Below are 22,100 nucleotides of genomic sequence, written 5' to 3'. Positions count from 1 at the left end.
CACCTACGAGGAGCGTGCCCATGTCGCCGGATCCGATCGCCGAGACCGTCGCCTCACTCATGCCGAAGGCGAAGGCGGAGCTCACTGAACTGGTGGCCTTCAAGTCGGTGGCGGACTTCGATCAGTTCCCCAGGAGCGAGAGCGAGGCCGCCGCGAACTGGGTGGCGGACGCGCTGCGCGCCGAGGGGTTCCAGGACGTGGCCCTGCTCGACACCCCGGACGGCACCCAGTCGGTGTACGGCCTGCTGCCGGGCCCCGAGGGCGCTCCCACGGTGCTGCTCTACGCGCACTACGACGTGCAGCCGCCGCTCGACGAGACGGCGTGGACCAGCCCGCCGTTCGAGCTGACGGAGCGCGAAGGACGCTGGTACGGACGCGGCAGCGCCGACTGCAAGGGCGGCGTCCTCATGCACCTGCTCGCGCTGCGCGCCCTGAAGGCGAACGGCGGCGTCCCGGTGACCGTCAAGGTGATCGCCGAGGGTTCCGAGGAGCAGGGCACAGGCGGCCTTGAGCGGTACGCCGAGGAGCACCCCGACCTGCTGACGGCGGACACGATCGTCATCGGCGACGCGGGCAACTTCCGGGTGGGCCTGCCCACGGTCACCGCGACACTCCGCGGCATGACCCTCGTACGCGTCCGTGTCGACACTCTTGAGGGCAATCTGCACTCGGGACAGTTCGGCGGCGCGGCCCCGGACGCCCTCGCCGCGCTGGTGCGCGTCCTCGACTCGCTGCGCGCGGAGGACGGCTCGACGACGGTCGACGGGCTCACGGGCGACGAGGTGTGGGACGGGCTTCAGTACGAAGAGGACACGTTCCGCAAGGACGCCAAGGTCCTCGACGGCGTCCGCCTGGTCGGCAAGGGCACCGTCGCCGACCGCATCTGGGCGCGCCCCGCGGTGACGGTGCTCGGCATCGACTGCCCGCCCGTGGTCGGCGCGACGCCGTCCGTGCAGGCGGCCGCGCGGGCGCTGATCAGCCTGCGGGTTCCGCCGGGCGTGGACGCGGCCGAGGCCACCAAGCTGCTGCAGGCGCACGTGGAGGCGCACACGCCGTGGGGTGCGCAGGTGACCACCGAGCAGATCGGGCAGGGCCAGCCGTTCCGCGCGGACACCACGAGCCCGGCGTACGCGGCGATGGCGGAGGCGATGGGCGAGGCGTACCCGGGCGAGGAGATGCAGTACGCGGGGCAGGGCGGCTCGATCCCGCTGTGCAACACCCTCGCCGCGCTCTACCCCCGTGCGGAGATCCTCCTGATCGGTCTGAGCGAGCCCGAGGCGCAGATCCACGCGGTCGACGAGAGCGTCTCCCCCCAGGAGTTGGAGCGGCTCTCGGTCGCGGAGGCGCTGTTCCTCCAGAAGTACGCGGCGAGCTGAGCCACCGACGCTTCGGCGGCGGCGTCATCCTGCTCGCCGCCGTCGACGGGTACGACCCGGGCTGACGCCGGGGGTCGCCGACGGTTACTGGGGGCCGACCGGGACTCCCGCCTCCAGGTACAGGGCGACCCCGCGCTCCCGTGCGCGCAGGGCCCAGCGCAGCCGTTCGTAGCGCACGGGGGGCAGGAGCCGGGCCGCCTCTTCCTCGGTGACGAAGCGGCAGGCGCGGAGTTCGGGTCCTGGCAGGAGCAGCTGCCGGGCCTCGCCGCTGTCGAGGCTGCCGCCGTCGAAGAGGAACCGCATCCCTCCGTAGCCGGGCGGTGTGGGCGGCTCCCAGTCGACGACCAGGAGCCGCGGGGCTTCGGTCAGTTGGATGCCGGTCTCCTCGGCCACCTCGCGCATGCCCGCGCGCGCGGGCGCCTCGCCCGGTTCGACGACGCCGCCGGGGAACTCCCAGCCGGCCTTGTACGTCGGGTCGACGAGCAGCACCCGGTCCTGCTCGTCGAAGAGCAGCACCCCGGCGGCCAGCGTCTCCGCGGTGGGCTCCGGGGTCTGCACGATGTCGCAGACGGACGCGGCCCCGGTGCGTACGGCGTCGGCGATGCGCTCGGCGGTCTCGTACGGGGTGAGCGCTCCGGTGTCGATGCGGTGGGCGTCGGTGCCGAGCCAGCCCGCGAGTGCGGCGCGGTAGGGCTCGATGTGGTCGAACGACCACTGCCGCACACGCATCTCGCCGTCCGGGAGGTCCGGGACGGGGCGGGCGGATATGCGTTGGCGCAGGATCGTTTCATCCGGGGCGAGGACGACGTGTCGTACGGCGATCCTGCGCGAGGCGAGGCCGCCGAAGATCTCGTCACGGTAGTCCTGCCGCAGCAGGGTCATGGGCACCACGAGGACGCCGCCGACCTCGGCGAGCAGGGCCGCCGCGGTGTCCACGACGAGCCGCCGCCAGATCGGCAGATCCTGGAAGTCGCTCACCTCGGCGAGGCGCTTGGGCGGCAGCAGGTCGGGCAGTCCGCCGCCGATGACCTCGGGGTCGAAGAGTGTGCTGTTCGGGATCAGCTCGATCAGTTCCCGTGCGGCGCCGGTCTTGCCCGCACCGAACGCGCCGTTGATCCAGACGATCACGGTTCCCCCTCTTCTGTTGGCCCCCTGTGGCTTGCCCGCAACACCCTGCCACGGAAACCAGGCCCTGATGAGGCGGTCATCGCCCAGGCCTAAAGGCGCCACGACATGTCAAGTGATTCGCACCCACTTCACCCCATCGGGTGGCAGTCACCGTGCATGAATCGTTCCCTCACTCCAGGGGACGCCCTCCCCCGCTAGCGTGATCCGCCTGGCGCCCCAGCCCCTGGTGACCTCCTGAATCCGGCTCCTTCGGTGCACTCTGCTGCCGCGAGGACCGGGCGACGTCAACCCTGGGGGGACACGTGCGACTCGATGCACTGAACGAATTCGCCTTCGAGGACTCCACCCAACAGCCGCGCGTTTACGGCCATGACGGCGCGGTCGTCATCGAACTGCACGGTGAGATCGACCTGTTGGCCTACCAGAAAATGGCCCCGCTCCTCGACCCCATCACCGGTGGAACCGCGACAACCGTGGTCATCGACCTGACCCGGACCACGTTCTTCGACTGCTCCGGTGTCGCCCTGCTGGTCCGCGCGCACCGCCGGACGACCGCGAGGGGCGCTCGCCTCGCCGTGGTCTGCACGCACCACCTGACGCTCCGCGTCCTGCGCCTCACGGGCCTCACTCCCGTACTGTCACCGGTTCCTTCGCTGGAGGAGGCGCTGGAGAGGGCGCTGGAGAAGGACTGAGCCCGCCCGGCAGGGTGGCGAATTCTCCACTGGGGCGGGGCAGGGGTGCTGCGGGGTCCGGGCAGCATCACCAGCCTGCCCTGTGTACGCCGTTGTGGGGAGTAGCCGCGCACGATGCATATATGCATTCCGTTCACACCCCGTGTGAACCGAGGGCTGCCTCAACGCAGTACGGCCGCCAGCAGGTCGCCGCCCAGTGCCGTCAGATCGGGAAGCTTGAGCGTGTAGCGCACGTAACGACCGTCCCGCCGGTCCGTGAGCAGGTCCGCGCGGCGCAGAACGGCGAGGTGACGGGAGACCTCCGGAGGCGAGAGTTCCCAGGCATGGGCCAGCTCGCGGGTGGTGTGCGGGCCGCGGGCCAGGGTGCGAAGCAGCCGCAGCCGTACGGGATGCGACAGGGCCTCGAGGCGCAGCGTGACCGTCTCGAGCGACACCGGCTCCGACGGGCTCGGCTCGGCCACGGGGTACTGCACCACCGGCTGCCACCCCGGGGAGTGGACCGCCACCAGGTGCGGGCGGCCGTAGACACTGGGGATGAAGGTGACCCCGACGCCGTGGGCGGCGGTCGCCTTGTCCTGCAGCTTGTCCACGACGACGCAGACGCCGTCCGGTGTGAGGGAGACCGCGTCGGAGACCGATGCGAGTGCCGCCCCGATGCCCTGGCGCTTCAACAGGTCGTTCTTCAGACGCAGGTCGGCGGCGAGCCGCACGACGATGCCCGCCCAGGCGGCGTCGAAGAAGGCCTCGGCGCACTGTTCGAGGGTGTGGCGCAACCGTGCCCGTACGGCGGCCGGGTCGTCGAGCAGCCGTTCCGCGAAGGCCTCTTGCAGCGGGCCCCGGGCCTGGGCCAGGTCCAGGGCCCGCTCGCGCGCGGTCGGGTCGGTCAGCGGCGACACGGTGGCGAAGTGGGCCCGGGTCCTGCCGCACGTGGTGACGAGCGCGGCGGTCACATACGTCTCGTCGTCGATCCGGTCCACGTCGTCCAGCTCCTCGGCGAGGGTCGGCCGGGGGCGGGCGGGGACCAGGAAGTCGGCCTGCGAGGAACGCCAGAGGAACTCCGCCTCCCGCAACCGCTCGGCCAGCTCGGGCCGCAGCCCGGCCCAGACATCCGCTGCCCAGCCGGCGAGCTGCGGATGGTGCCCCGGTTCGGCCAGCACGTGCAGCATCGCGGTCAGTTCGGCCAGCGGAGACGCGGCGAACCGCAGCCGCTCGGACGGCAGCCCCCTGATGTCGATCCTCAGCGTCATCCCCGCATCATCGCTGACGGGACGGCCCGCGAAGGCGTCGATTGACGGAGTCCGTCAACCGACGTGGCCGGACCGGCGGCCGAACGCACCGTTGTCGCCATGCCAACGCCAATGCCAACCGCCACCAAGATCCGCCCCCGCACTCTCGTCCGTGCCTCCGGAGGCCCGCGCTATGCCGTCGCCCTGGCCGTGGACGCACTCGGCACCGGCCTGCTGCGGCCCTTTCTGCTGCTCTACGGAGTGGCGGTGCTGAGGCTGTCCGCACCGGCCACCGGCATCGCCATGACGGTCGGCGTCGTCACGGGACTCGTGTGCATGCCCGCGGTGGGCCGGTGGCTGGACCGAGGTGCGCGCAGCACGGTCGTGGCGGCGTCGATGCTGGTGCGGGTGGCGGGCGTGGCGCTGCTGCTCGCCACCCCGGCGGGACACGTCTGGCTGTTCGCGACGGCGGCGCTCCTCCTCGGCGTCGGCAACCAGGCGTGGCCGGCCGCCCACGCGGCTCTCGTCGCCACGGTGGCCCACGGCCGGGAACGCGACACCGCTCTCGCGGCAGGCCGCGCCCTGCGCAACGCCGGCATGGGCGTGGGCGCGCTCATCGCCACCGCCTGCCTGGCGGGCGGCACCACCGCGTTGCAGGCATTGGCAGTCGTCACCGGGCTCGCGTACCTCACGGCGGCGGCCTTGGCATGGTCGGTCCACCTGCACGCGCATCCGGCCGCCACCCGGGCCGAGGACTTGGACGGGGAGACCGGTCCCGCACCCCGGATGCGCGCGCTCCTGTCCGCCAACGTGATCTACGTCTTCTGCCTCAACGTCCCCGAAATCGCGCTCCCCCTCATCCTGGTGACACAGTTGCACGCGTCCCCGATGTGGTCGGCGGCCATCTTCGTGGCGAACACCGTGCTGGTGGTCACCCTCCAGGTGCCGGTCACCGTCCTGATGGCCCGCTTCTCCCGGCGGACCGTGCTGGCTCTCTCCGGCGTGGTGCTCACCGCGTCCTACCTCGGCTTCCTCGCGGCCACCTCACTGGGACACGGCTGGGGCGCCCCCGCCGTCGCCGCGGTGTCCGTCGTCTGCACCATCGGTGAGATCGTCTACGCCGGAAGCGCCACCGCGCTCGTCGCCGCCCTCGCACCTGCCCATGTCCTCGGACGCGCACTCGCCCGCTTCCAGCTCTCCACGGGCTTCGGCCTGGCCGTCTCCCCCATGGCCATCACCGCGCTCGCACCCCATGGCCCGGCCGCGCTCTGGGGCAGCCTCGCCGCTGCCACGCTCGTCTCCGCCGGCGCCGTCGCCACCGAGAAGGACCAGGTCGCGCCGGTCACCCGGGTCGCCCCACCCTCCTGACATGCCCTCACCTGCGCTCCGTCGCGGCCCGGGCGGCGCGTGCACGGTTGGGCCACCTGGTTCTGGTGTACGCGTGGAAGTGGTCGCCTGCGTGATCCTGCCCAAGGGTGCAGTGAAGGACATCACCGGGCCTCTCGTCCCAGCACAGGCCGGGAATGTCACGCGCGTACTTCGGGGCTTTCATGCGGAGCGCTCCGTCTGCTGGAGATGGTCGGTGTGCACCGTCCGACGATCTCAATCCCGCTGTTCGGTGCGGGACATGACGGCCCGTGACACGGAGTGCATCATGCGGACGGCCGCGCGCTCGCGGTGCCGTTCGCATGGCGCTCGTTGTCGTTACGGACGCCAGGGCCGCCGCGTGATCCGCGACGGCCCCCGCTCGTCACCCTCCGGTACCGCCCGCACGACCCCTCGACGCGGACCGGCGATGACCGCTCAGCCCGGAGCCGGCCCCGCGCTCCCTGCCTCCATGACCGGTCCCTCCGAGGGCCCTCGCGCCGTGGACCCTCGGGTCTCCTGCGGCTCCTCACCGGGGCGGGCCACCTCTCCGGCGTCGGCGAGCCGGACGAGTTCGGCGAGCCAGCCCGGGGACTCGCCGCCGTCCGTCACGGACCCTGCCGGGCCCTGCTCGGCCCCCGCCGCCGAGGCGGGCCCGGCGTCCACGGCGCCCGCGGCGGCGGTCTCCCGCGCCACGGAGAGCTGCCGCTCCGACGCGGCTGCCGGGGCCGCGCCCGCGTCCTCCGAGATCGTGACATGCACCTTCATGGGCTTCCCCCGCCTAGTTGAGAACCGCGTACCGGCCTTCGAAGTTCATCTGGGTGCTGCCGATGTTCTTCACCGTCAGCCAGTACGTGACCGTCGTGGCCGTGGCCCGTTCGACCTCGGTCTCCCACTCGATCTGCGGGCTGCCCGTCTGCGGTGTCGTCGGCATGAAGTACCAGATGACGTGCCAGCCCTGCGGCCAGTTGAAGGTGAACCAGCGCCCGGTCTGCCCGGGGTTGAGTGTTCCGGTGAACTGTGTGCCTACGCGCATCGTCGTTTTCCTCTCACCATCCGAGAACCGCGAACCGGGCCTCGAAGTCGACCGAGTCGGCCACGAGGTTCGTCACGTCGATCCAGTACGTCGCGTACGTGTCGTTGGCCCGCTCGACCCGGACCTTCCAGCCGATCTGCGGGGCGCCCGTGCGCGGACTGGTCGGGACGACCGTCCACACCACGTGCCAGTGGGCGGGCCAGTTGAAGGTGAACCAGCGGCCGGTGCGGTTCCCCGCGAGGGTGCCGCGGAACTGGACGCCGACCCAGCTGTTCGTCTGGAGGGCCGCCGGGATGAGCTGCCGCAGGTCGGGCCGCCTGCCGATGCGCTGGGTCGCCGGGCGGCCGGGCGCGTCCTGCTGCGGTGAGCCGGTGGCGCGCAGCAGCTGCCGGGCCCGCGAGGGTGACAGCGGGATGCGGCCGCCGGCGCGCAGGACGCCCTGAGTGCTCGCCAGCGCACCCACGACGATCGGCGAGGCGCTGGACGTGCCGCTGAACTGGTCCGTGTACCAGAAGTCCGGATTGGTGCCCGCCTGGAGGTCGCCGTATCCGGTGGTGGTCACCTCGCGTCCCCAGCCCTGCGCGTCCACGCAGGCGCCGTAGTTGGAGAAGTCGAGGCGGGACCGGTCAGGGCCGTGCTGGCGGCCGTGGGTGCCGGGCGGCGGCGCCCCGGCACCGACGATCACGGCGCCGGCGTCCAGCGCGGTGCGCCGGAAGGGGTTGCGCCACCAGGAGGGGAAGCCCGCCCTCGGGGTGTCGTAGTCGGCGTGGTCCAGGTCCTCCGCGCCGTTGCCCGCGGCCTCGACGACGGTGATGCCCTTGTTGACGGCGTAGCGGATGGCCAGATAGTCGTCCGGCCACCACTCGACGGCGATGTACCCCACCTGACCTACGCCGGTCGCGTGCGGCCCCGCGCGGTGGATCTCCAGCAGGATGATGTCGCCGGGGCCCAGACGGTCGGCGGCGTTCCGGATCGCCGTGGCCGTGGGGATCGAGAAGGCGGAGGCACTGGTGACCGCGTCCGGCGCGATCCCGGTGATCCCGAACGCGTTGACGTCGCCGCCGATTTCGCCGAGCACGGCGGTGCCGTGGTTGGTGTCCGTGCTCCCGGTGCCGGAGACGATGCCGCCCTGGTTCAGCCGCAGGTCCTCATGCGTGAAGCGCCAGCCCCACTCGCAGTCGATCACCCGCACGCCGGCACCGCGCCCGCCCGGCTGTGTCCACGCGTAGCGGGCGTCGACGCCACCCGGAGCCGCGTCGAGATAGCCCTGTCGGACGGTGAAGTCCGGGGTCACGGGCGGCGCGTCGGCGCCCGAGGGCTGCATGAGGTTGAGCGGTGAGAGCTCGGCCTCCTCGCTCTCCTTGCTCTCCTCGCTCTCCTTGCTCTCCTTCTTCTTCGGTACGACCTCGGGGACGGCGAGGGCGGCAGCGGGCTTGACGTAGGCGCCCTCCACGGCGTCCGACGCGCGGAGCCGCTCGGCCAGCTCGTCCAACTGGTCGGCCGGCGCGTCGACGTGGAAGAAGAGCGCCATCCTGTCGAGGATCTCCATCGTGGCGTCGTCGGCTCCGGCGCCCACCGCGGCCGTCTCCGCCTGGGCCCGCAGCCTCTCCTGGTCGGCGCCGAAGAGCGGCCTGATGGTGACGTCCTCCTGGGCCGCCACGGCGTCGAGAGCGCTGACGGAGATGTCCGACGCGGCGGTCGCGCCGGTCGGGGTGATGCGTACCCCGGCGTCGGCGCGCGTGACGCACACCAACTCAGGGCGTCCGAAGGGTGGTTCGAATCCTGGAGCCGGGCGGTTGTCCCCCCGGCTGTTCCCCGCACCTGATCGCTGTGGCACAGCTGACTCCTTCACCACGTTACGGAAGGTCCGCCGGTGGTTTCACATAGGCGGCCTCGACTGCCGGGTGGTCGCGCAGAGCCGTGGCGACGGCCTCGGCATCCACGCCGGCGGGGACGGCGACCCGTTGCCATCCGATGAGGGCGGGGTCGCCGACACCGGGGTGCAACGGCTCCGCCGTGACGCCGAAGCGCCGCTCCAGCAGGCGCCGGACGTCAAGGACGTCCGCAGTCCCGGCCTTCGCGGGACGCGCCAACGCACGGAGTTGGACGATGACTTCGGCTTCGGCACCGGCATCGGCATCGGCCACAGGTCTGCCCTCCCCCAGACACTTCCGGAGCCGCGTCCGAGCGGGTCGCTCGCGGTCACCGGGCCCGGCCGACCCTAATGAGGAGCCGTCACCGGACCGTATGCCGCGGCGTCACGGTGCACGGAGCACACCGGTGTGGCGTGCGAACGCGCCCTCCGGTCGGCTGATTTGAGCATGTGCGGCGCGAGGGCATTTCCTTCATTCATCTGTCAGGTCCGGCCCTCCTGGCCGTGCCAGCTACCGCGACGTCGAGCAGTAGCTCCCAGCTCCGCACCCTCTCCCCCTCCGACACCGTCGCGTACGTGAATACGTGAAGACGAGCGGCACGGAGACCGCGAAGTACAGCCTGGATGTCGCAACTCGATCGAACGTGACGTGACTTGGCCTTTACTGAACGTAATATTCTCTGCATTTCGTCTGCACGTTCGGGGCCGCTACGCCGCCATACAGATAGAGGCGCGCATGGTGTCTTCGGTGCTGCGAGCGGGGAATCGCGACACCCAACTGCAACAGGTACAGGGGAGGACCCCGTGCAGCAGAGTGCTGCAGCGTGGCTCGTACAGATCGCGCTCGTCATAAGGGTGTTCGGCCCGGATGTCATCCGAGGCAGCCGCCGGATCCTGACCGCCGGCGTCCGCGTCGGCATCACCAACTTGACCAGTTCCACCCGCAACAGCCCACCGGTGCGCTCCAGCGACATACCGCAGGACACGCCATGAACACCGACAGTGGGCCCGATGAGACCGGCGGAGCAGTCGGCGTGCCGCGCGCGGTCCCCATCGACCAGTGGGACCCCGCCGCACAGATGGCCTACTGGGCCTTTCACCAGCAGCACCGCCAGGACTACATGCGCTATGCGTACCTCCAGCTCAGCTCCGACGCCGACGCCGAAGAAGCTGTCGACCTGACCTTCGACCAGGTCATGGACCGCTGGCTGCACATGCTGGAGATGGAGAACCTCAAGGGCTACGCCTGGACAATCCTGAAGCGCCGCATCATCGACATGCGACGCAAGCGCCGACGCCGACCCGAACCGATGGACACCGCCGCCTTCGAAGCCGCCCTGAACATCGGCAGCGCCGAGGACCCCTTTGATGCTCTGACCGACACGATCGCGCTGTACGGTGCCGTGGCCCGTCTCAGCGAGCGTCAACGGGACGCGATTCTCCTCTACTACGGCATGGGCTACACCTCCGCAGGAGCCGCCGCACTGATGGGCAACGACGGGGCCACCGTCCGCTCCCAGCTCAGCCAGGGGCGCCGCCGCCTCGCTCAACTGTTGAATCTCCACCGCCCGGCCATCAGCCACGGGAAGAGCACCCCATGAGCACCACACAGCCCGACCACCGCCGCACCATCGACGACCTTCTGGGCAAGGCCCGCACCCACGACCGCTACGACAACTACGACATCGCCGCCGCCGAAACCCGGCTACGCCAGCGCCAAGCGACCCGCCAGCGCAGCGCCACCGCCCCTTCCGTGCCCGCATGGACGCCTGTATGGACGGAGCCCGGTGCCGACCGTGCCCCCGACGCCGACAATGCCTGGTGGGACCTGAACGCGGTCAGCCTGCTCATTCTCTTCGGCCCCGACGTGGACCGGCACGTGAGCGACTTCATCACTGCCCAGTACGCCGACAAAACCGGCGCCCTGGTCTTCGCCTGCCTGCTCCACCTGGCCGACGACACCGAAGGCGCCCGCTTCTGGTGGCGCTTCGCCGCCGGCGCCGGCCACCCCATCGCCGAGTACTGCCTCTTCCTTGAGCACGCGCAGACCGGCGAGTACCACGATGCCGACCACTGGGGGCGCCAACTCATCCGCCACCACTTCGAACCCACCTATCTCTGCGGAGACCGTGCGACCGCCCCCCTCCTCAACCCGCCCCTCATCGATCAACTCCGCAACCACATCACCCAAAGCAACCACCCCGACCTCGGCAACGTCCCCCTCCCCCAGCCCCCACTGGTCCAGGAACTACGCCACCTCACCACCCTGTAACCGGCTCTGCCCTGGCAGAGCGGCACGGGTGCTCACCCCTTGCTCGACCCCAACGTCAACCCCGCGATGAAGTGCCGCTGCAGCAACAGGAAGACCAGGACCGTGGGCAGGGCCACCAGGACCGAGCCTGCCGCCAGGAGGTTGTAGTCCGTGAAGAACTGGCCCCGCAGGTTGTTCAGGGATGACGTGATCGGGAGTTTGTCGGGGTTCGAGATGAAGATCAGGGCCCAGAGGAAGTCGTTGTAGATCCAGGTGAATTCCAGTGTGCCGAGCGCTGCCAGCGCGGGGCGGCACAACGGCAGTGTGATGCGCCAGAACTGGGTCCATACCCCCGCGCCGTCCACGATCGCCGCCTCCAGGATTTCCTGCGGCAGCGTCCGCATGAAATTGGAGAGCACGAAGACGCAGAAGCCCACCTGGAAGCCGATGTTGACGATGATGATCGCCCAGTACGAGTCGTACAGGGTGAGGGAGTCGGACATCCACCAGGGAAGGGGGATTTTCAGGAAGAGGACGTAGAGGGGGGTTACGAGCACCTGTGGCGGCAGCAGGTTTCCCGCCGTGAAGAACATCAGCAGGATCATTCCCCCGCGGATGCGCAGGCGGGAGACGGCGAATGCCACGAACGACGCGAGGAAGAGCGTGACGAGGACCGCCGGGACCGCGATGAGCAAGGTGTTGGTGAAGTACTTGCCCATGCCGGAATCGCTGTAGGCCTGGCGGTAGTAGTCGAACGACAGGCTCTTCGGGAACGAGAAATAGCCGTGCTTCGCCGTTTCCTCGTACGGGCGCAAGGAGGCATAGACCGCCAGGAGCAGTGGCGCAAGGAAGCCCAGGGTCACCGCCATCAGGAAGATGTGGATCCCGAAACGGCCGGGGCGGCGGCCTCGGCCGCTCTGCTTCTTTGTGAGCGGCGCGGATGCGGTGGAGCGCGGCGTGGTGTGGATGTCGGCGGTCATCGGTCGCGCGCACCTCGCAGCTCTTGGACCAGGAACGTCACGATGAATCCGAGCGAGACGGTCAGGAGTACGACCGCGATGGCCGAGCCGAATCCGATGCGGCTCGCCTCGCCGATGATGTTGTCGGTGATGAGTACGGAGAGCAGTTCAAGGCCGTTGCGGCCCTTGTTGACCGCGTAGACGATGTCGAAGGCACGCAGGGCCTCGATGACCGTGATGACGCCGACGATCACATTCACGGGGCGGAGTGTCGGGAAGACGACGCGGAAGAACGTCTGGCGGGCGTTCGCGCCGTCTATCTGTGCTGCTTCTTTCAGGGCCGGGTCTACGGATTTAAGGCCGGCCAGGTAAAGGATCATGACGTAGCCCGTGTGCCGCCAGCTCGCCGCCAGCATCATCATCCAGATGTTGATGTCGGAGTTCCCGAGCCAGTCGATCGGGTCGTTCTGGTTGTTGAGGATGGTGTTGATCACGCCCTGGTCGGTGCCGAGGATCAGCTGGGCCATGAAGCCGACCACGGCGAGCGAGAGCACCACCGGCATGTAGAGCACGGACTGGTAGAAACGGCTGAAGCGGACTCCGCGGTCGATGACCACCGCGAGGAGCAGGCCGAACGGCGTTGCCACCAGGCCGAGGAAGGCGATCCACAGCAGGTTGTGGCGGACGGCGGGCCAGAACGCCGGGTAGTTGTCGACCAGGTTCTCGTAGTTCTTTCCGCCCACCCACTGGATGTCGCCTATGCCGTCCCACGACGTGAAGGACAGGCCGACGGAGGCCAGGGTCGGGCCCCATATGATGAAGATGTCAAGGAGGACGGGAATTCCCAGTAGCACGCCGAGCACGGCGATGTCACGGCGCGAGAAGCGCCGTGGTCCTCGCCGTCCGGCGCGCCGCGCGGTTTTCTGCGGCACGGGCGCGATCCCTCGCTACTCAGCTGACGTCCGACGAGAAGATGTCCTTCTTCTGGCGCTCGATGCTGTTGACCAGGCCGTCGACGTCCTTGGGATTGTCGATGAAGTCCTGCAGCGCCTTGATCATGACGGTCTGCGCGAAGTCGGGCCGGGTGTCCCGGTCGAGGAACTGCGAGATCTGTTCGGCCCCGGCGACGAGTTCGGCCGATTTCTTCTGCAGTGGGCTGTACTTGCTGGTGTCGGCGCCCTCATTGACCGCGACGTTGTTGGGGTCGCCCGCGAGATAGATGTCCTCGGCCCTCGGTGTCCCGAGCCACTTCAGGAGTTCCTTGGCGCCGTCGACGTTCTTCGATTTCTTCGCCACCAGGAATCCGTCGATCGGCGCTTCCACGGCGTCCTGCCCGTGCGCCGGATCGATCTCGGGGAAGGCGAAGAAGTCGATGTCGTCGCGTTCGTTCGCCGGGAACTGCTGGCCGGGGTGCGGCATGCCGAAGACGGCCATGGCCGTCTTGCGCTGCTGCAGTCCCTGGCCCGCCTCTTCCCAGGTGCGGCCGAGCGCGCCCTTCTGGTAGTACGGCATGAGTTCGCGCCACAGGTCGAAGACCTTCTTGACCTTCGTGTCGGTCCAGGCTTCCTCGCCGGCCATCAGGCTCTTGTGGAACTCGTATCCGTTCAAGCGCATGTTGATGTAGTCGAAGGTGCCCATGGCGGGCCAGCCGTCCTTGTCGCAGAAGGCGACCGGTATGCCGTCCTTGCTCATCTTCTTGGCGAGCGCGATGAACTGGTCCCAGGTCTTGGCCTGTTCGTAGCCCTGTTTCTCAAAGAGGCTCTTGCGGTGGAAGACGGCCCATGGGTAGTAGTAATACGGCACGAAGTACTGCTTGCCTTCGTGTGTGGACTGCTCACGCAACGCGTCGGAGAAGCCCTTGAAGCCCTTCCATACGTCGCTGATGTCGATCAGCAGGCCCTTCTCCGCGAAGTACTGCATGCGATAGCCCGCGAACCACATGAAGACGTCGTCGGGCGTGCCCTGCAGATAGCGCGTGATGTTCTGCTGGAACTCGTTGTGCTCTGTCGTGTTGACCTTGACGGTCTTCCCGGACTTCTTCTCATAGGCGTCGAAGGCGGCGGCGAACGCCTTCTTGGGAACGGCGTCCGATGAATTGGAGCCCATCGTGACTTCGTTCTTGTTGCCGCCCGGGCCATCGCCACAGGCCGTGAGCAGGGCCGGAAGGGTGACCGCTCCGGCGCCGACGGCCGCACCGCGCAGGACATTCCGCCGTGACATCCGATGTCCTGACATGCTTCGAGGCGTGGCAGGACCCATGAACGATGACTGTGCCATGTCCCCCTCCAAGGGGTGCAAACGAACACAACCGAACGCAAGGGTTGGATCCCACTCCCAAGCGCCACCGCAGTCAAGGGTTTCGGCGTCCGGGTGCTCGAACCGTTACGGCTCCTCTTCCAACAGAGTCCAACACGGCCTACCGTAAGCGCGCACCTCTGACACGTACATGCAGTCCCCCAACTTCTGCGAGTACGGAGGAATGTAACGATGCGTCACATCTCACCCCGCACAGCGCGTCGAAGAGTCGTCGGGTCACTGGCCGCCGCGCTGCTGTGTGCCGCAGGGCTCGCGGCACCGGCGGCGGCGCGCGACACGGGCAGCGCGAATGACACCAGCGGCGCGCGTGACACGGGCAGCCGGAGCACGGCCGAGAGGCCCGCCACCTCCGGGGCGAAGCTCCCCGACGATCTCGCCCTCACCCCGCCCATGGGCTTCAACAACTGGAACTCCACCCATTGCAGGGCCGAGTTCGACGAGGCGATGGTCAAGGGAATCGCGGACATCTTCGTCGAGAAGGGCCTCAAGGAGGCCGGCTATCAGTACGTCAATCTCGACGACTGCTGGGCGCTGCCCGAGCGGGACGCGAACGGCGAACTGGTGCCCGACCCCAAGCGATTCCCCAATGGAATCAAGGGAGTTGCCGACTACGTCCACGCCAAGGGGCTCAAGCTCGGCATCTACACCAGCGCCGGCACCAAGACCTGCAGCGACATCGGCTTCCCCGGAGCACTCGGCCATGAGGTCAGCGACGCCCAGCAGTTCGCCGACTGGGGCGTCGACTACCTCAAGTACGACAACTGCAACAACCAAGGTGTCGACGCCAAGAAGCGGTACAACACCATGCGCGACGCGCTGAAGGCCACCGGCCGCCCCATCGTCTACAGCATCTGCGAGTGGGGCGAGAACAAGCCCTGGGAGTGGGCCGCCGACGTAGGGCACCTGTGGCGCACCACCGGCGACATCAGCGACAACTGGTCCTCGATGCTGTCGATCATGAAGCAGAACCTGCCGCTCGCCCAGCACGCGGGCCCGGGTCACTGGAACGACCCGGACATGCTCGAGGTCGGCAACGGCGGCATGACGGACACCGAGTACCGCACGCACTTCTCGATGTGGTCGATCATGGCTTCTCCCCTGCTCATCGGCTCCGACCTGCGCAAGGCCACACCCGAGACCTTCGAGATCATCGGCAACAAGGAAGTCATCGCCGTCGACCAGGACCCACTGGGCAGACAGGGCGAGGTGCTCTCGTCGGAGGGCGGCCGCTGGGTCGTCGCCAAGGAGATGAAGGACGGCAGCCGGACGGTCGCGCTCTTCAACGAGACGGGCACCGCCCAGTCGATCGCCACGTCGGCGAAGGCCGTCGGCCTCCCGGACGCGGACGGGTACACCCTGCGCGACCTGTGGCAGCACAAGAGCTACAACACGGCGGGCAAGATCTCGGCGACCGTCCCCGCGCACGGCACCGTACTGCTGCGCGTCGCGGCGGACGGCAAGTGGGCCAAGAATCCGCCCGCGGTCGAACTCGGCCTGGACGGCGCCCCGTTGGTGGAGGCGGGCAAGCCGCAGAAGCTGACGTCGAAGGTCACCAACCTCGGCCGCACCCCCGCACAGAAGGTGTCCGCCACCTTCGCCGGACCCTCCGGCTGGCGGATCAAGGCGACCTCGCCCTCGACCGCGAGCGCCCTGGGTACGGGCAAGTCGCTGAGTACGTCCTGGTCGGTGACCGCACCGCAGGGCGCGGCCCCCGGGGCGTACGACCTGACGCTCAAGACCGTCTACCGCTCCCCCGCCGGCACGCGCGCCGAGAGCGTGCTGCCGCTCACCGCCCACGTCGTCGTGGCGCCACCCGCGGGCGAATCGGCGGTCAGTGACCTGCCGTGGATGTCGACGGTCAACGGCTGGGGGCCCGTCGAGAAGAACACCAGCAATGGCGAGAGCCAGGCGGGCGACGGCAACCCGCTCACCATCGGCGGGGTCGTCTACGCCAAGGGTCTCGGGGTGCACGCCGACAGCGCCGTCGAGTACTACACCGGCGGGTCCTGCGAGAAGGTCACCGCGCAGGTGGGCGTCGACGACGAGAAGGATCCGAAGGGCACGGTCACCTTCGAGATCTGGGCCGACGGCAAGAAGGCGGCTTCGACCGGCGTCCTCACCAACGCCGATGCCGCGAAGGGCCTTTCGGCCGACGTGACCGGCGCCCAGGTCGTACGCCTCGTCGTCACGGACGGTGCGGACGGCAGGGACTCCGACCACGCGGACTGGGCGGAGCCGGTGCTCAGTTGCTGAGCTCCTGCTGCTGCTCCCGCTCCTGAACCGCTGAACTGCTGAGCCACGTAGAGCGACAAGTGCGGGCCGGGCCGATCAACTTCGACCCGGCCCGCACTCGACCCGTCTCCTCCGGGCCCCATGGGGGCGGGCCCGGAGCCGGTCAGCTCCCCACAGCGGGGCGCAGGTCCACCGCACCGGCCTCCTGGCTGAGCGCGGCCGCCGCGGCTCCCACCAGCCCCGCGTCCGTCCCCATCAAGGCCGGTCCCACGGTCAGATGACGTACGAACGAGAGCGTGGCGTAGTCCCGCAGCGACCGGCGCAACGGGTCGAAGAGCACGCTCCCCGCCTTCGCCACCCCGCCCCCGATCACGGCGATGTCGATCTCTACGAGCGTGGCCGTGGCGGCGATCCCCGCGGCGAGCGCCTTTGCCGCCCGCTCGAAGGAGGCGACGGCGACCGGGTCACCGGCCCGCGCCGCGACGGCCACCGCGGCGGCGGACATGTCGCCGTCGGCCCCCGGACGCCATCCGCCCTCGATCGCGCGCCGCGCGATGTTGGGCCCACTCGCTATGCGCTCCACGCATCCACGCGCGCCGCACGGGCAAGGGTCACCGTCCAGATCGACGCTGATGTGCCCGATGTGACCCGCGTTCCCCGTGGGGCCGGGGTGCAGCTTGCCGCCGAGGATCAGTCCGCCCCCGACTCCCGTGGACACCACCATGCACAGCGCGTTGTCGTGGCCCCGGGCCGCGCCCTGCCAGTGCTCGGCCGCCGTCATCGCGACGCCGTCTCCGACCAGCTCGACCGGGAGGCCGCCGGTGGCCGCGCGCACCCGCTCGACCAGCGGGTAGCCGCGCCACCCGGGGACGTTCACGGGACTGACCGTGCCCGCCGACGCGTCCACGGGGCCCGCGCTGCCGATGCCGACCGCGCGGGCTCCGCCCCACAGCGGGGAGCGCGTGAGCTCGCCGAGGACCTCCTCCACTGCCCGCATCACGGTGTCGCCGTCCTCGCGCGCGGGCGTGGGCCGCTGGGCGCGCAGCAGGATCCGGCCGCGGCCGTCCACCAGGGCGCCGGCGATCTTGGTGCCGCCGATGTCGAGTGCGGCGACGAGGTCCGTGTGCATCAGTGTCAGATCTCCTGGTGGAAAGGGCAGGCCGCTCTCCTGGTGAAAGTGCAGGCCGGAGAATGTGATGGACAGTCTCTCTCGCATCTGACAACGTTGTCCAGGTTCTATGCTCGACGCCACATCACTTACGCACCACTTTCAGCTCACCTTCGTCGACGACAGGACAGCGCACCGTGGCCGAGACCGCCAGCCGACCCGAGCGACCCGAACCCCGCTACGGCAACCGTCCGACCATGAAGGACGTCGCCGCCCGCGCCGGAGTCGGCCTCAAGACGGTCTCCCGCGTCGTGAACGGCGAGCCGGGCGTCACCCCGGACACCGAACGCCGCGTCCAGGAGGCCATCGACGCCCTGGGCTTTCGCCGCAACGACAGCGCGCGGGTGCTGCGCAAGGGCCGCACGGCCAGCATCGGCCTGGTCCTCGAAGACCTCGCCGACCCGTTCTACGGCCCGCTCAGCCGTGCCGTCGAGGAGGTGGCCCGCGCCCACGGCGCGCTCCTGATCAACGGTTCGAGCGCCGAAGACCCGGACCGCGAGCAGGAGTTGGTGCTCGCCCTGTGCGCGCGCCGGGTCGACGGCCTGGTCGTCATCCCGGCCGGTGACGACCACCGCTATCTGGAGCCGGAGATCGCCGCCGGTGTCGCCACCGTCTTCGTCGACCGTCCCGCCGGGAAGATCGACGCCGATGTCGTGCTCTCGGACAGCTTCGGCGGCGCGCGCGACGGCGTCGCCCATCTCATCGCCCATGGCCACCGCCGTATCGGCTTCATCGGTGACCAGCCGCGCATCCACACCGCCATAGAGCGCCTGCGGGGCTACCGCGCGGCCATGGAGGACGCGGGCATCCCCGTCCAGGAGGAGTGGATGTCGCTCGGTCCCACGGCCCCTGACCGCGTCGAGCAGGCCACCAGGACGATGCTGGGCGGCTCCGAACCCGTCACGGCGATCTTCGCGGGCAACAACCGTGTGACGGTGACGGTCGTCCGCGTCCTCGCCGGGCTCTCCCGCCCCGTGGCCCTCGTCGGCTTCGACGACATCGAGCTCGCGGACCTGCTGCAGCCGGGCGTGACCGTCGTCGCCCAGGATGCCGCGCAGTTGGGCAGGACCGCCGCCGAGCGCCTGTTCCGTCAGCTCGACGGCGCGTCCGACGCCCCGGAGCGCATCGAACTCCCGACGCGTCTGATCCAGCGCGGGTCGGGCGAACTACCGCCCGCGGGCTGACAGTTGGCGGCGCGGGGGCCCTCAGCAGACCGGGAGGCCGGGCAGCGGCTTGTCGTTGTCGCCGCCCTTGATGTAGACGTCGCTGATGAAGACGTCCCTGTTGCCGCTGTCGTCGTCCGTCCTGGCCCACCAGACGTTCGTCCACTCGCCGTGCGTCTCGCGGCGGCCCAGGTTCTGCTGACAGTAGAAGTAGTTCGTGCCCGCGTTCAGTACGCCCGCCTCGGCGCCCGACGCGGTGTACGAGGTGGCGCTGCGCCAGACCGAGCAGTCGTACTTTCCGCCGCCCGCGGCGTGGCAGGCGGCTTCGGGGGCGGGGTCGCCGCCGCCCGATGTGCCGCCGGAGCCGCCGGAGCCGCCGCCTGTCGTGCCGCCGTCCTCGGTCGGCTCGGAGGAGGCCTCGGGGCGGGTCGTCGGTCTCTTCGTGGCCTTGGGGTCGTCCTTGCCGGAAGAGGGCTTCGCGTCCGGCTTCCTGGTCTTCTCGTCGCCCTGCTTCGAGGGCTTGGGGCCGTCCGTGCCGTCCAGCGCGCCCCTGCTGGTGTCGGCTTCCGGCTCGGCCGCGTCCCGGTCCCCGGAGGAGGCCGGTCGCTGGGCCTTGCTGCCGCTGTCGCCTCCGTTGTTCAGGAGGGCCACGGTGACGCCGGTCGCCGCCAGGACGGCGGCGACGGCCACCGCGGCGAGCAGCGCACGGCCGCGGCGCGGTCGTCGCTCGGGGGGCGGTGTGGCCGCCTGGCCGGAGGGAGGCAAGGGCGGTCCGGAGGGGTGCGCTGCCGGTCCGGAGGGGTGCACCGGCGGTCCGAAGTGGTGCACCGGCGGGGCCGACGCGGCGAGCGGTGGGCCGAAGCCCGGGGGTGGCCCGCTCGGGATGCTCCGCTCCGTGGTCTCCCTCGGCCGCGGCTCGGGCTCGCGCAGTGCGGCGGTCACCGCGCCGTCGGCCGCGTCGGCGAGGATCAGCGCCGCCTGCTGTGCGTCCGGCCGTGCCTGCGGGTCCTTGTGCATCAGCTGTTGAAGCACGGGGATCAGGGGGCCCGCCCGCTGCGGCTCGGGCAGCGGGTCGGTGACGATCGCGGTGAGCGTGGACCACGTCGACGTACGGCGGAACGGGGACGCGCCCTCGACCGCCGCGTACAGCGTGGCGCCCAGGGCCCATACGTCGGAGGCGGGTCCTGGGTCCTGGCCCTGGGCGCGCTCGGGCGCCAAGTAGTCCAGGGAGCCGACCAGTTCGCCGCTGCGGGTGAGGTGGGTGGCGGAGCCGTCGCCCGGGTCGTCCATCGTGGCGATGCCGAAGTCGGTCAGGACGACGCGGCCGCCGGTCTCCAGGAGGATGTTGCCGGGCTTCACGTCACGGTGCAGGACTCCGGCGCGGTGGGCGGCGGCGAGCGCCTCCATGACCTTGGCGCCGATGGCCGCAGCCTCGCGGGGATCGAGGGTGCCGCGCTCGCGCAGCACGTCGTCCAGGGAAGGCCCTTCGACCAGTTCCATGACGATCAGGGGCCGCCCGTCGACCTCCGCCACGTCGTGCACGGCGACGACCCCGGGGTGGCGGACGCGGGCTGCCGCGCGGGCCTCGCGCTGCATCCGCACGCGCAGGTCGGCCAGTTCGGGCCCGGCCGCGTCCGTGTACGTGCGCAGTTCCTTGACAGCGACCTCACGGCCGAGCACCTCGTCCACGGCGCGCCAGACGACGCCCATCCCGCCGCGCCCCAGCTGAGCCGTCACGCGATAGCGCCCGGCAAGGAGCCGTCCGACACCGCCCGTCTGTTCCTGATCCCCCGAAGTCACCGCTGCCCCGTTCCTGTGACACCACTTTTCGTGGCTCACAGACTACGGGGCAGGGGTGACAGCGCGTGCCGGGAGTTACTTGCCGTGGGGGGTGAGGTCCCCGCGGCGCGGGCCCGAGAAGCTCTGCAGGCGGGCAAGCGTCAGGCCGGTCAGGCGGGTGACCTCGCCGACGTCCAGGGCGCCGCAGTCCAGGCCGCGCAGGAGGTAGCCCGCGAGCGCCTTGGCCGAGGCCGGCTCGTCCGCCACGTCGCCGCCCTCGCGGTGGGCGGCGTAGGCGGACAGGCGCGCGGCGGCCTGCTCGAAGCCCTCGCGGTAGAAGGCGAACACGGCGGCGTAGCGCGTGGGGATGTGGCCGGGGTGCATGTCCCAGCCCTGGTAGTAGGCGCGGGCCAGGGCGCGGCGCGTGAGGCCGTAGTGCAGCCGCCAGGCGTCGTGGACCTTCTCGGTGGTGCCGACGGGCAGGACGTTGGTGGAGCCGTCCGAGACGCGTACGCCGGTGCCCGCCGCCGCGACCTGCATGATCGCCTTGGCGTGGTCGGCGGCCGGGTGGTCGCTGGTCTGGTAGGCGGCGCTGACACCGAGGCAGGCGCTGTAGTCGAAGGTGCCGTAGTGCAGGCCGGTGGCGCGGCCCTCGGCGGCGCCGATCATGCGGGCCACGGTGGCGGTGCCGTCGGTGGCGAGGATGGACTGGCTCGTCTCGATCTGGATCTCGAAGCCGATCCGGCCGGGCTCCAGGCCGCGCGCCTTCTCGAACTCCTCCAGGAGGCGCACCATCGCGGTGACCTGCTCGGGGTAGGTCACCTTGGGCAGCGTCAGGACGAGGCCGTCGGGCAGGCCGCCGGCCTCCATGAGGCCGGACAGGAAGATGTCCAGGGTGCGGATGGCGCGGTCACGCACCCCCTCTTCGAAGCACTTCATGCGGATGCCCATGTACGGGGCCGCGGTGCCGTTCTTGTAGGCCTCGGCGACCAGGCGGGCCGCGCGGGCGGCGTCCTGGTCCTCGTCCGCGCCCTTGTAGCCGTCCTCGAAGTCGATGCGCAGGTCTTCGATGGGCTCGCGCTCCAGCTTGGCGCGTACGCGGTCGTAGACCGGCGCGGCCAGGTCGTCGGCCAGACCGAGGACGGACGCGAAGGTGGCGGCGTCCGGGGCGTGCTCGTCGAGGGCCTTCAGGGCCTGGTCGCCCCACGTACGGATGGTGTCGGCGCCGAAGAGCTCGCCGGGGACGTACACGGTGTGGACCGGCTGGCGGGTGCCCGGGTCTCCGGGATAGCGGCGCTCGAGCTCCGCGTCCACCGGGGCGAGGGAAGCGCTGATGCCCTCGCTGACCGCGCCCGCGAGACTCGTTGCCACCTTCTCTTGCTGACCCATTCCTGCACCCTCCACACGCTCAGGACCACACACTCAGGACCACTCAGGATTGCCAAGTTTCCGCTTCACGGAATCAACAATCCGTATGGCGAAGTTATCCGGCGACCTTCCCGCTGGTCAACACCCTCTCGTCTGCCGGACCTCGTC

General features: G+C 70.0%; 20 protein-coding genes. 8 read left to right on the top strand and 12 right to left on the bottom strand.

Annotation, left to right across the window (positions count from 1 at the left end):
• Positions 1 to 20: 20 nt before the first annotated feature.
• Complete coding sequence (locus tag M4V62_RS36860; protein WP_249591521.1) at positions 21 to 1,376, top strand: dipeptidase; 1,356 nt, start codon at positions 21 to 23, stop codon at positions 1,374 to 1,376.
• Positions 1,377 to 1,460: 84 nt separating this feature from the next.
• Here the strand turns inward: M4V62_RS36860 and M4V62_RS36855 are convergent, their stop codons facing one another.
• Positions 1,461 to 2,504: an NUDIX hydrolase gene (locus M4V62_RS36855; protein WP_249591520.1), complete on the bottom strand. Its 1,044-nt coding sequence runs from the start codon at positions 2,502 to 2,504 to the stop codon at positions 1,461 to 1,463.
• Positions 2,505 to 2,806: 302 nt separating this feature from the next.
• Here M4V62_RS36855 and M4V62_RS36850 point away from each other — a divergent pair, with 302 nt between their 5' ends.
• Positions 2,807 to 3,196: an STAS domain-containing protein gene (locus M4V62_RS36850; protein ID WP_249591519.1), complete on the top strand. Its 390-nt coding sequence runs from the start codon at positions 2,807 to 2,809 to the stop codon at positions 3,194 to 3,196.
• A gap of 161 nt (positions 3,197 to 3,357) precedes the next feature.
• Here the strand turns inward: M4V62_RS36850 and M4V62_RS36845 are convergent, their stop codons facing one another.
• Positions 3,358 to 4,443: a helix-turn-helix domain-containing protein gene (locus M4V62_RS36845; protein ID WP_249591518.1), complete on the bottom strand. Its 1,086-nt coding sequence runs from the start codon at positions 4,441 to 4,443 to the stop codon at positions 3,358 to 3,360.
• Positions 4,444 to 4,554: 111 nt separating this feature from the next.
• Here M4V62_RS36845 and M4V62_RS36840 point away from each other — a divergent pair, with 111 nt between their 5' ends.
• Positions 4,555 to 5,790 (top strand): MFS transporter, encoded by a 1,236-nt coding sequence (locus M4V62_RS36840; protein ID WP_249591517.1) that lies wholly within the window; start codon positions 4,555 to 4,557, stop codon positions 5,788 to 5,790.
• Positions 5,791 to 6,225: 435 nt separating this feature from the next.
• Here M4V62_RS36840 and M4V62_RS36835 read toward each other — a convergent pair whose 3' ends face one another.
• The 4 genes from M4V62_RS36835 to M4V62_RS36820 all read right to left on the bottom strand — a co-directional run bounded on the left by M4V62_RS36835 (position 6,226) and on the right by M4V62_RS36820 (position 8,970).
• Entirely contained in the window at positions 6,226 to 6,555 is a 330-nt protein-coding gene (locus M4V62_RS36835; RefSeq protein ID WP_249591516.1) for a hypothetical protein, read from the bottom strand.
• Positions 6,556 to 6,568: 13 nt separating this feature from the next.
• Positions 6,569 to 6,823: a hypothetical protein gene (locus tag M4V62_RS36830; RefSeq protein ID WP_249591515.1), complete on the bottom strand. Its 255-nt coding sequence runs from the start codon at positions 6,821 to 6,823 to the stop codon at positions 6,569 to 6,571.
• 13 nt (positions 6,824 to 6,836) lie between these two features.
• On the bottom strand, positions 6,837 to 8,573 hold the full coding sequence (locus M4V62_RS36825) for a S8 family peptidase (RefSeq protein WP_249591514.1): 1,737 nt from the start codon (positions 8,571 to 8,573) through the stop codon (positions 6,837 to 6,839).
• Between the two features lie 106 nt (positions 8,574 to 8,679).
• On the bottom strand, positions 8,680 to 8,970 hold the full coding sequence (locus tag M4V62_RS36820) for a hypothetical protein (RefSeq protein WP_249591513.1): 291 nt from the start codon (positions 8,968 to 8,970) through the stop codon (positions 8,680 to 8,682).
• Between the two features lie 530 nt (positions 8,971 to 9,500).
• On the opposite strand from M4V62_RS36820, the gene M4V62_RS36815 reads away from it, so the two are divergent.
• From M4V62_RS36815 to M4V62_RS36805, 3 genes are read left to right on the top strand one after another with little or no spacing between them, the layout of a single operon-like run.
• A complete protein-coding gene (locus tag M4V62_RS36815) occupies positions 9,501 to 9,689 on the top strand; it encodes a hypothetical protein (RefSeq protein WP_249591512.1) in 189 nt (62 codons plus the stop codon).
• Complete coding sequence (locus tag M4V62_RS36810) at positions 9,686 to 10,297, top strand: RNA polymerase sigma factor (protein WP_249591511.1); 612 nt, start codon at positions 9,686 to 9,688, stop codon at positions 10,295 to 10,297. Before M4V62_RS36815 ends, M4V62_RS36810 begins: the two co-directional genes overlap by 4 nt.
• A complete protein-coding gene (locus M4V62_RS36805) occupies positions 10,294 to 10,968 on the top strand; it encodes a hypothetical protein (RefSeq protein WP_249591510.1) in 675 nt (224 codons plus the stop codon). The genes M4V62_RS36810 and M4V62_RS36805 overlap by 4 nt, the downstream gene beginning before the upstream one ends.
• Positions 10,969 to 11,000: 32 nt before the next feature.
• On the opposite strand, the gene M4V62_RS36800 is transcribed toward M4V62_RS36805, so the two are convergent.
• The 3 genes from M4V62_RS36800 to M4V62_RS36790 are packed head-to-tail and all read right to left on the bottom strand — an operon-like array spanning position 11,001 to position 14,126.
• On the bottom strand, positions 11,001 to 11,927 hold the full coding sequence (locus tag M4V62_RS36800; protein ID WP_249591509.1) for a carbohydrate ABC transporter permease: 927 nt from the start codon (positions 11,925 to 11,927) through the stop codon (positions 11,001 to 11,003).
• Positions 11,924 to 12,838 carry a carbohydrate ABC transporter permease gene (locus M4V62_RS36795; RefSeq protein ID WP_249591508.1) on the bottom strand — a complete coding sequence of 305 codons (915 nt, stop codon included), beginning with the start codon at positions 12,836 to 12,838 and terminating at the stop codon, positions 11,924 to 11,926. Before M4V62_RS36795 ends, M4V62_RS36800 begins: the two co-directional genes overlap by 4 nt.
• Positions 12,839 to 12,857: 19 nt before the next feature.
• Positions 12,858 to 14,126 (bottom strand): ABC transporter substrate-binding protein, encoded by a 1,269-nt coding sequence (locus M4V62_RS36790; protein WP_249591507.1) that lies wholly within the window; start codon positions 14,124 to 14,126, stop codon positions 12,858 to 12,860.
• A gap of 267 nt (positions 14,127 to 14,393) precedes the next feature.
• Here M4V62_RS36790 and M4V62_RS36785 point away from each other — a divergent pair, with 267 nt between their 5' ends.
• Positions 14,394 to 16,475, top strand: a complete 2,082-nt coding sequence (locus M4V62_RS36785) for an NPCBM/NEW2 domain-containing protein (protein WP_249591506.1) — start codon at positions 14,394 to 14,396, stop codon at positions 16,473 to 16,475.
• 142 nt (positions 16,476 to 16,617) lie between these two features.
• On the opposite strand, the gene M4V62_RS36780 is transcribed toward M4V62_RS36785, so the two are convergent.
• The gene (locus tag M4V62_RS36780) at positions 16,618 to 17,583 is read right to left on the bottom strand and encodes an ROK family protein (protein WP_249591505.1); all 966 of its coding nucleotides are present in this window, start codon (positions 17,581 to 17,583) and stop codon (positions 16,618 to 16,620) included.
• Positions 17,584 to 17,759: 176 nt separating this feature from the next.
• On the opposite strand from M4V62_RS36780, the gene M4V62_RS36775 reads away from it, so the two are divergent.
• Positions 17,760 to 18,806 carry a LacI family DNA-binding transcriptional regulator gene (locus tag M4V62_RS36775; protein ID WP_425575169.1) on the top strand — a complete coding sequence of 349 codons (1,047 nt, stop codon included), beginning with the start codon at positions 17,760 to 17,762 and terminating at the stop codon, positions 18,804 to 18,806.
• 21 nt (positions 18,807 to 18,827) lie between these two features.
• On the opposite strand, the gene M4V62_RS36770 is transcribed toward M4V62_RS36775, so the two are convergent.
• Together M4V62_RS36770 and M4V62_RS36765 are read right to left on the bottom strand one after the other, a co-directional pair.
• A complete protein-coding gene (locus tag M4V62_RS36770) occupies positions 18,828 to 20,585 on the bottom strand; it encodes a serine/threonine-protein kinase (protein ID WP_249591504.1) in 1,758 nt (585 codons plus the stop codon).
• 75 nt (positions 20,586 to 20,660) lie between these two features.
• Positions 20,661 to 21,953 carry a DUF6986 family protein gene (locus tag M4V62_RS36765; protein WP_249591503.1) on the bottom strand — a complete coding sequence of 431 codons (1,293 nt, stop codon included), beginning with the start codon at positions 21,951 to 21,953 and terminating at the stop codon, positions 20,661 to 20,663.
• Positions 21,954 to 22,100 lie beyond the last annotated feature (147 nt).

It is taken from the genome of Streptomyces durmitorensis (genome assembly GCF_023498005.1).
GTDB classification, from domain to species: Bacteria; Actinomycetota; Actinomycetes; order Streptomycetales; family Streptomycetaceae; genus Streptomyces; species Streptomyces durmitorensis.
This window is presented reverse-complemented; position numbering and strand designations above follow the sequence as displayed.

Excerpts from the sequence above, each read along its gene's own strand:
- M4V62_RS36780 (WP_249591505.1), bottom strand. The coding sequence starts at position 17,583 with ATGCACACGGACCTCGTCGCCGCACTCGACATCGGCGGCACCAAGATC.
- M4V62_RS36845 (WP_249591518.1), bottom strand. The coding sequence starts at position 4,443 with ATGACGCTGAGGATCGACATCAGGGGGCTGCCGTCCGAGCGGCTGCGG.
- M4V62_RS36805 (WP_249591510.1), top strand. The coding sequence starts at position 10,294 with ATGAGCACCACACAGCCCGACCACCGCCGCACCATCGACGACCTTCTG.
- M4V62_RS36830 (WP_249591515.1), bottom strand. The coding sequence starts at position 6,823 with ATGCGCGTAGGCACACAGTTCACCGGAACACTCAACCCCGGGCAGACC.
- M4V62_RS36765 (WP_249591503.1), bottom strand. The coding sequence starts at position 21,953 with ATGGGTCAGCAAGAGAAGGTGGCAACGAGTCTCGCGGGCGCGGTCAGC.
- M4V62_RS36785 (WP_249591506.1), top strand. The coding sequence starts at position 14,394 with ATGCGTCACATCTCACCCCGCACAGCGCGTCGAAGAGTCGTCGGGTCA.
- M4V62_RS36840 (WP_249591517.1), top strand. The coding sequence starts at position 4,555 with ATGCCAACCGCCACCAAGATCCGCCCCCGCACTCTCGTCCGTGCCTCC.
- M4V62_RS36860 (WP_249591521.1), top strand. The coding sequence starts at position 21 with ATGTCGCCGGATCCGATCGCCGAGACCGTCGCCTCACTCATGCCGAAG.
- M4V62_RS36800 (WP_249591509.1), bottom strand. The coding sequence starts at position 11,927 with ATGACCGCCGACATCCACACCACGCCGCGCTCCACCGCATCCGCGCCG.
- M4V62_RS36810 (WP_249591511.1), top strand. The coding sequence starts at position 9,686 with ATGAACACCGACAGTGGGCCCGATGAGACCGGCGGAGCAGTCGGCGTG.
- M4V62_RS36790 (WP_249591507.1), bottom strand. The coding sequence starts at position 14,126 with ATGTCACGGCGGAATGTCCTGCGCGGTGCGGCCGTCGGCGCCGGAGCG.
- M4V62_RS36835 (WP_249591516.1), bottom strand. The coding sequence starts at position 6,555 with ATGAAGGTGCATGTCACGATCTCGGAGGACGCGGGCGCGGCCCCGGCA.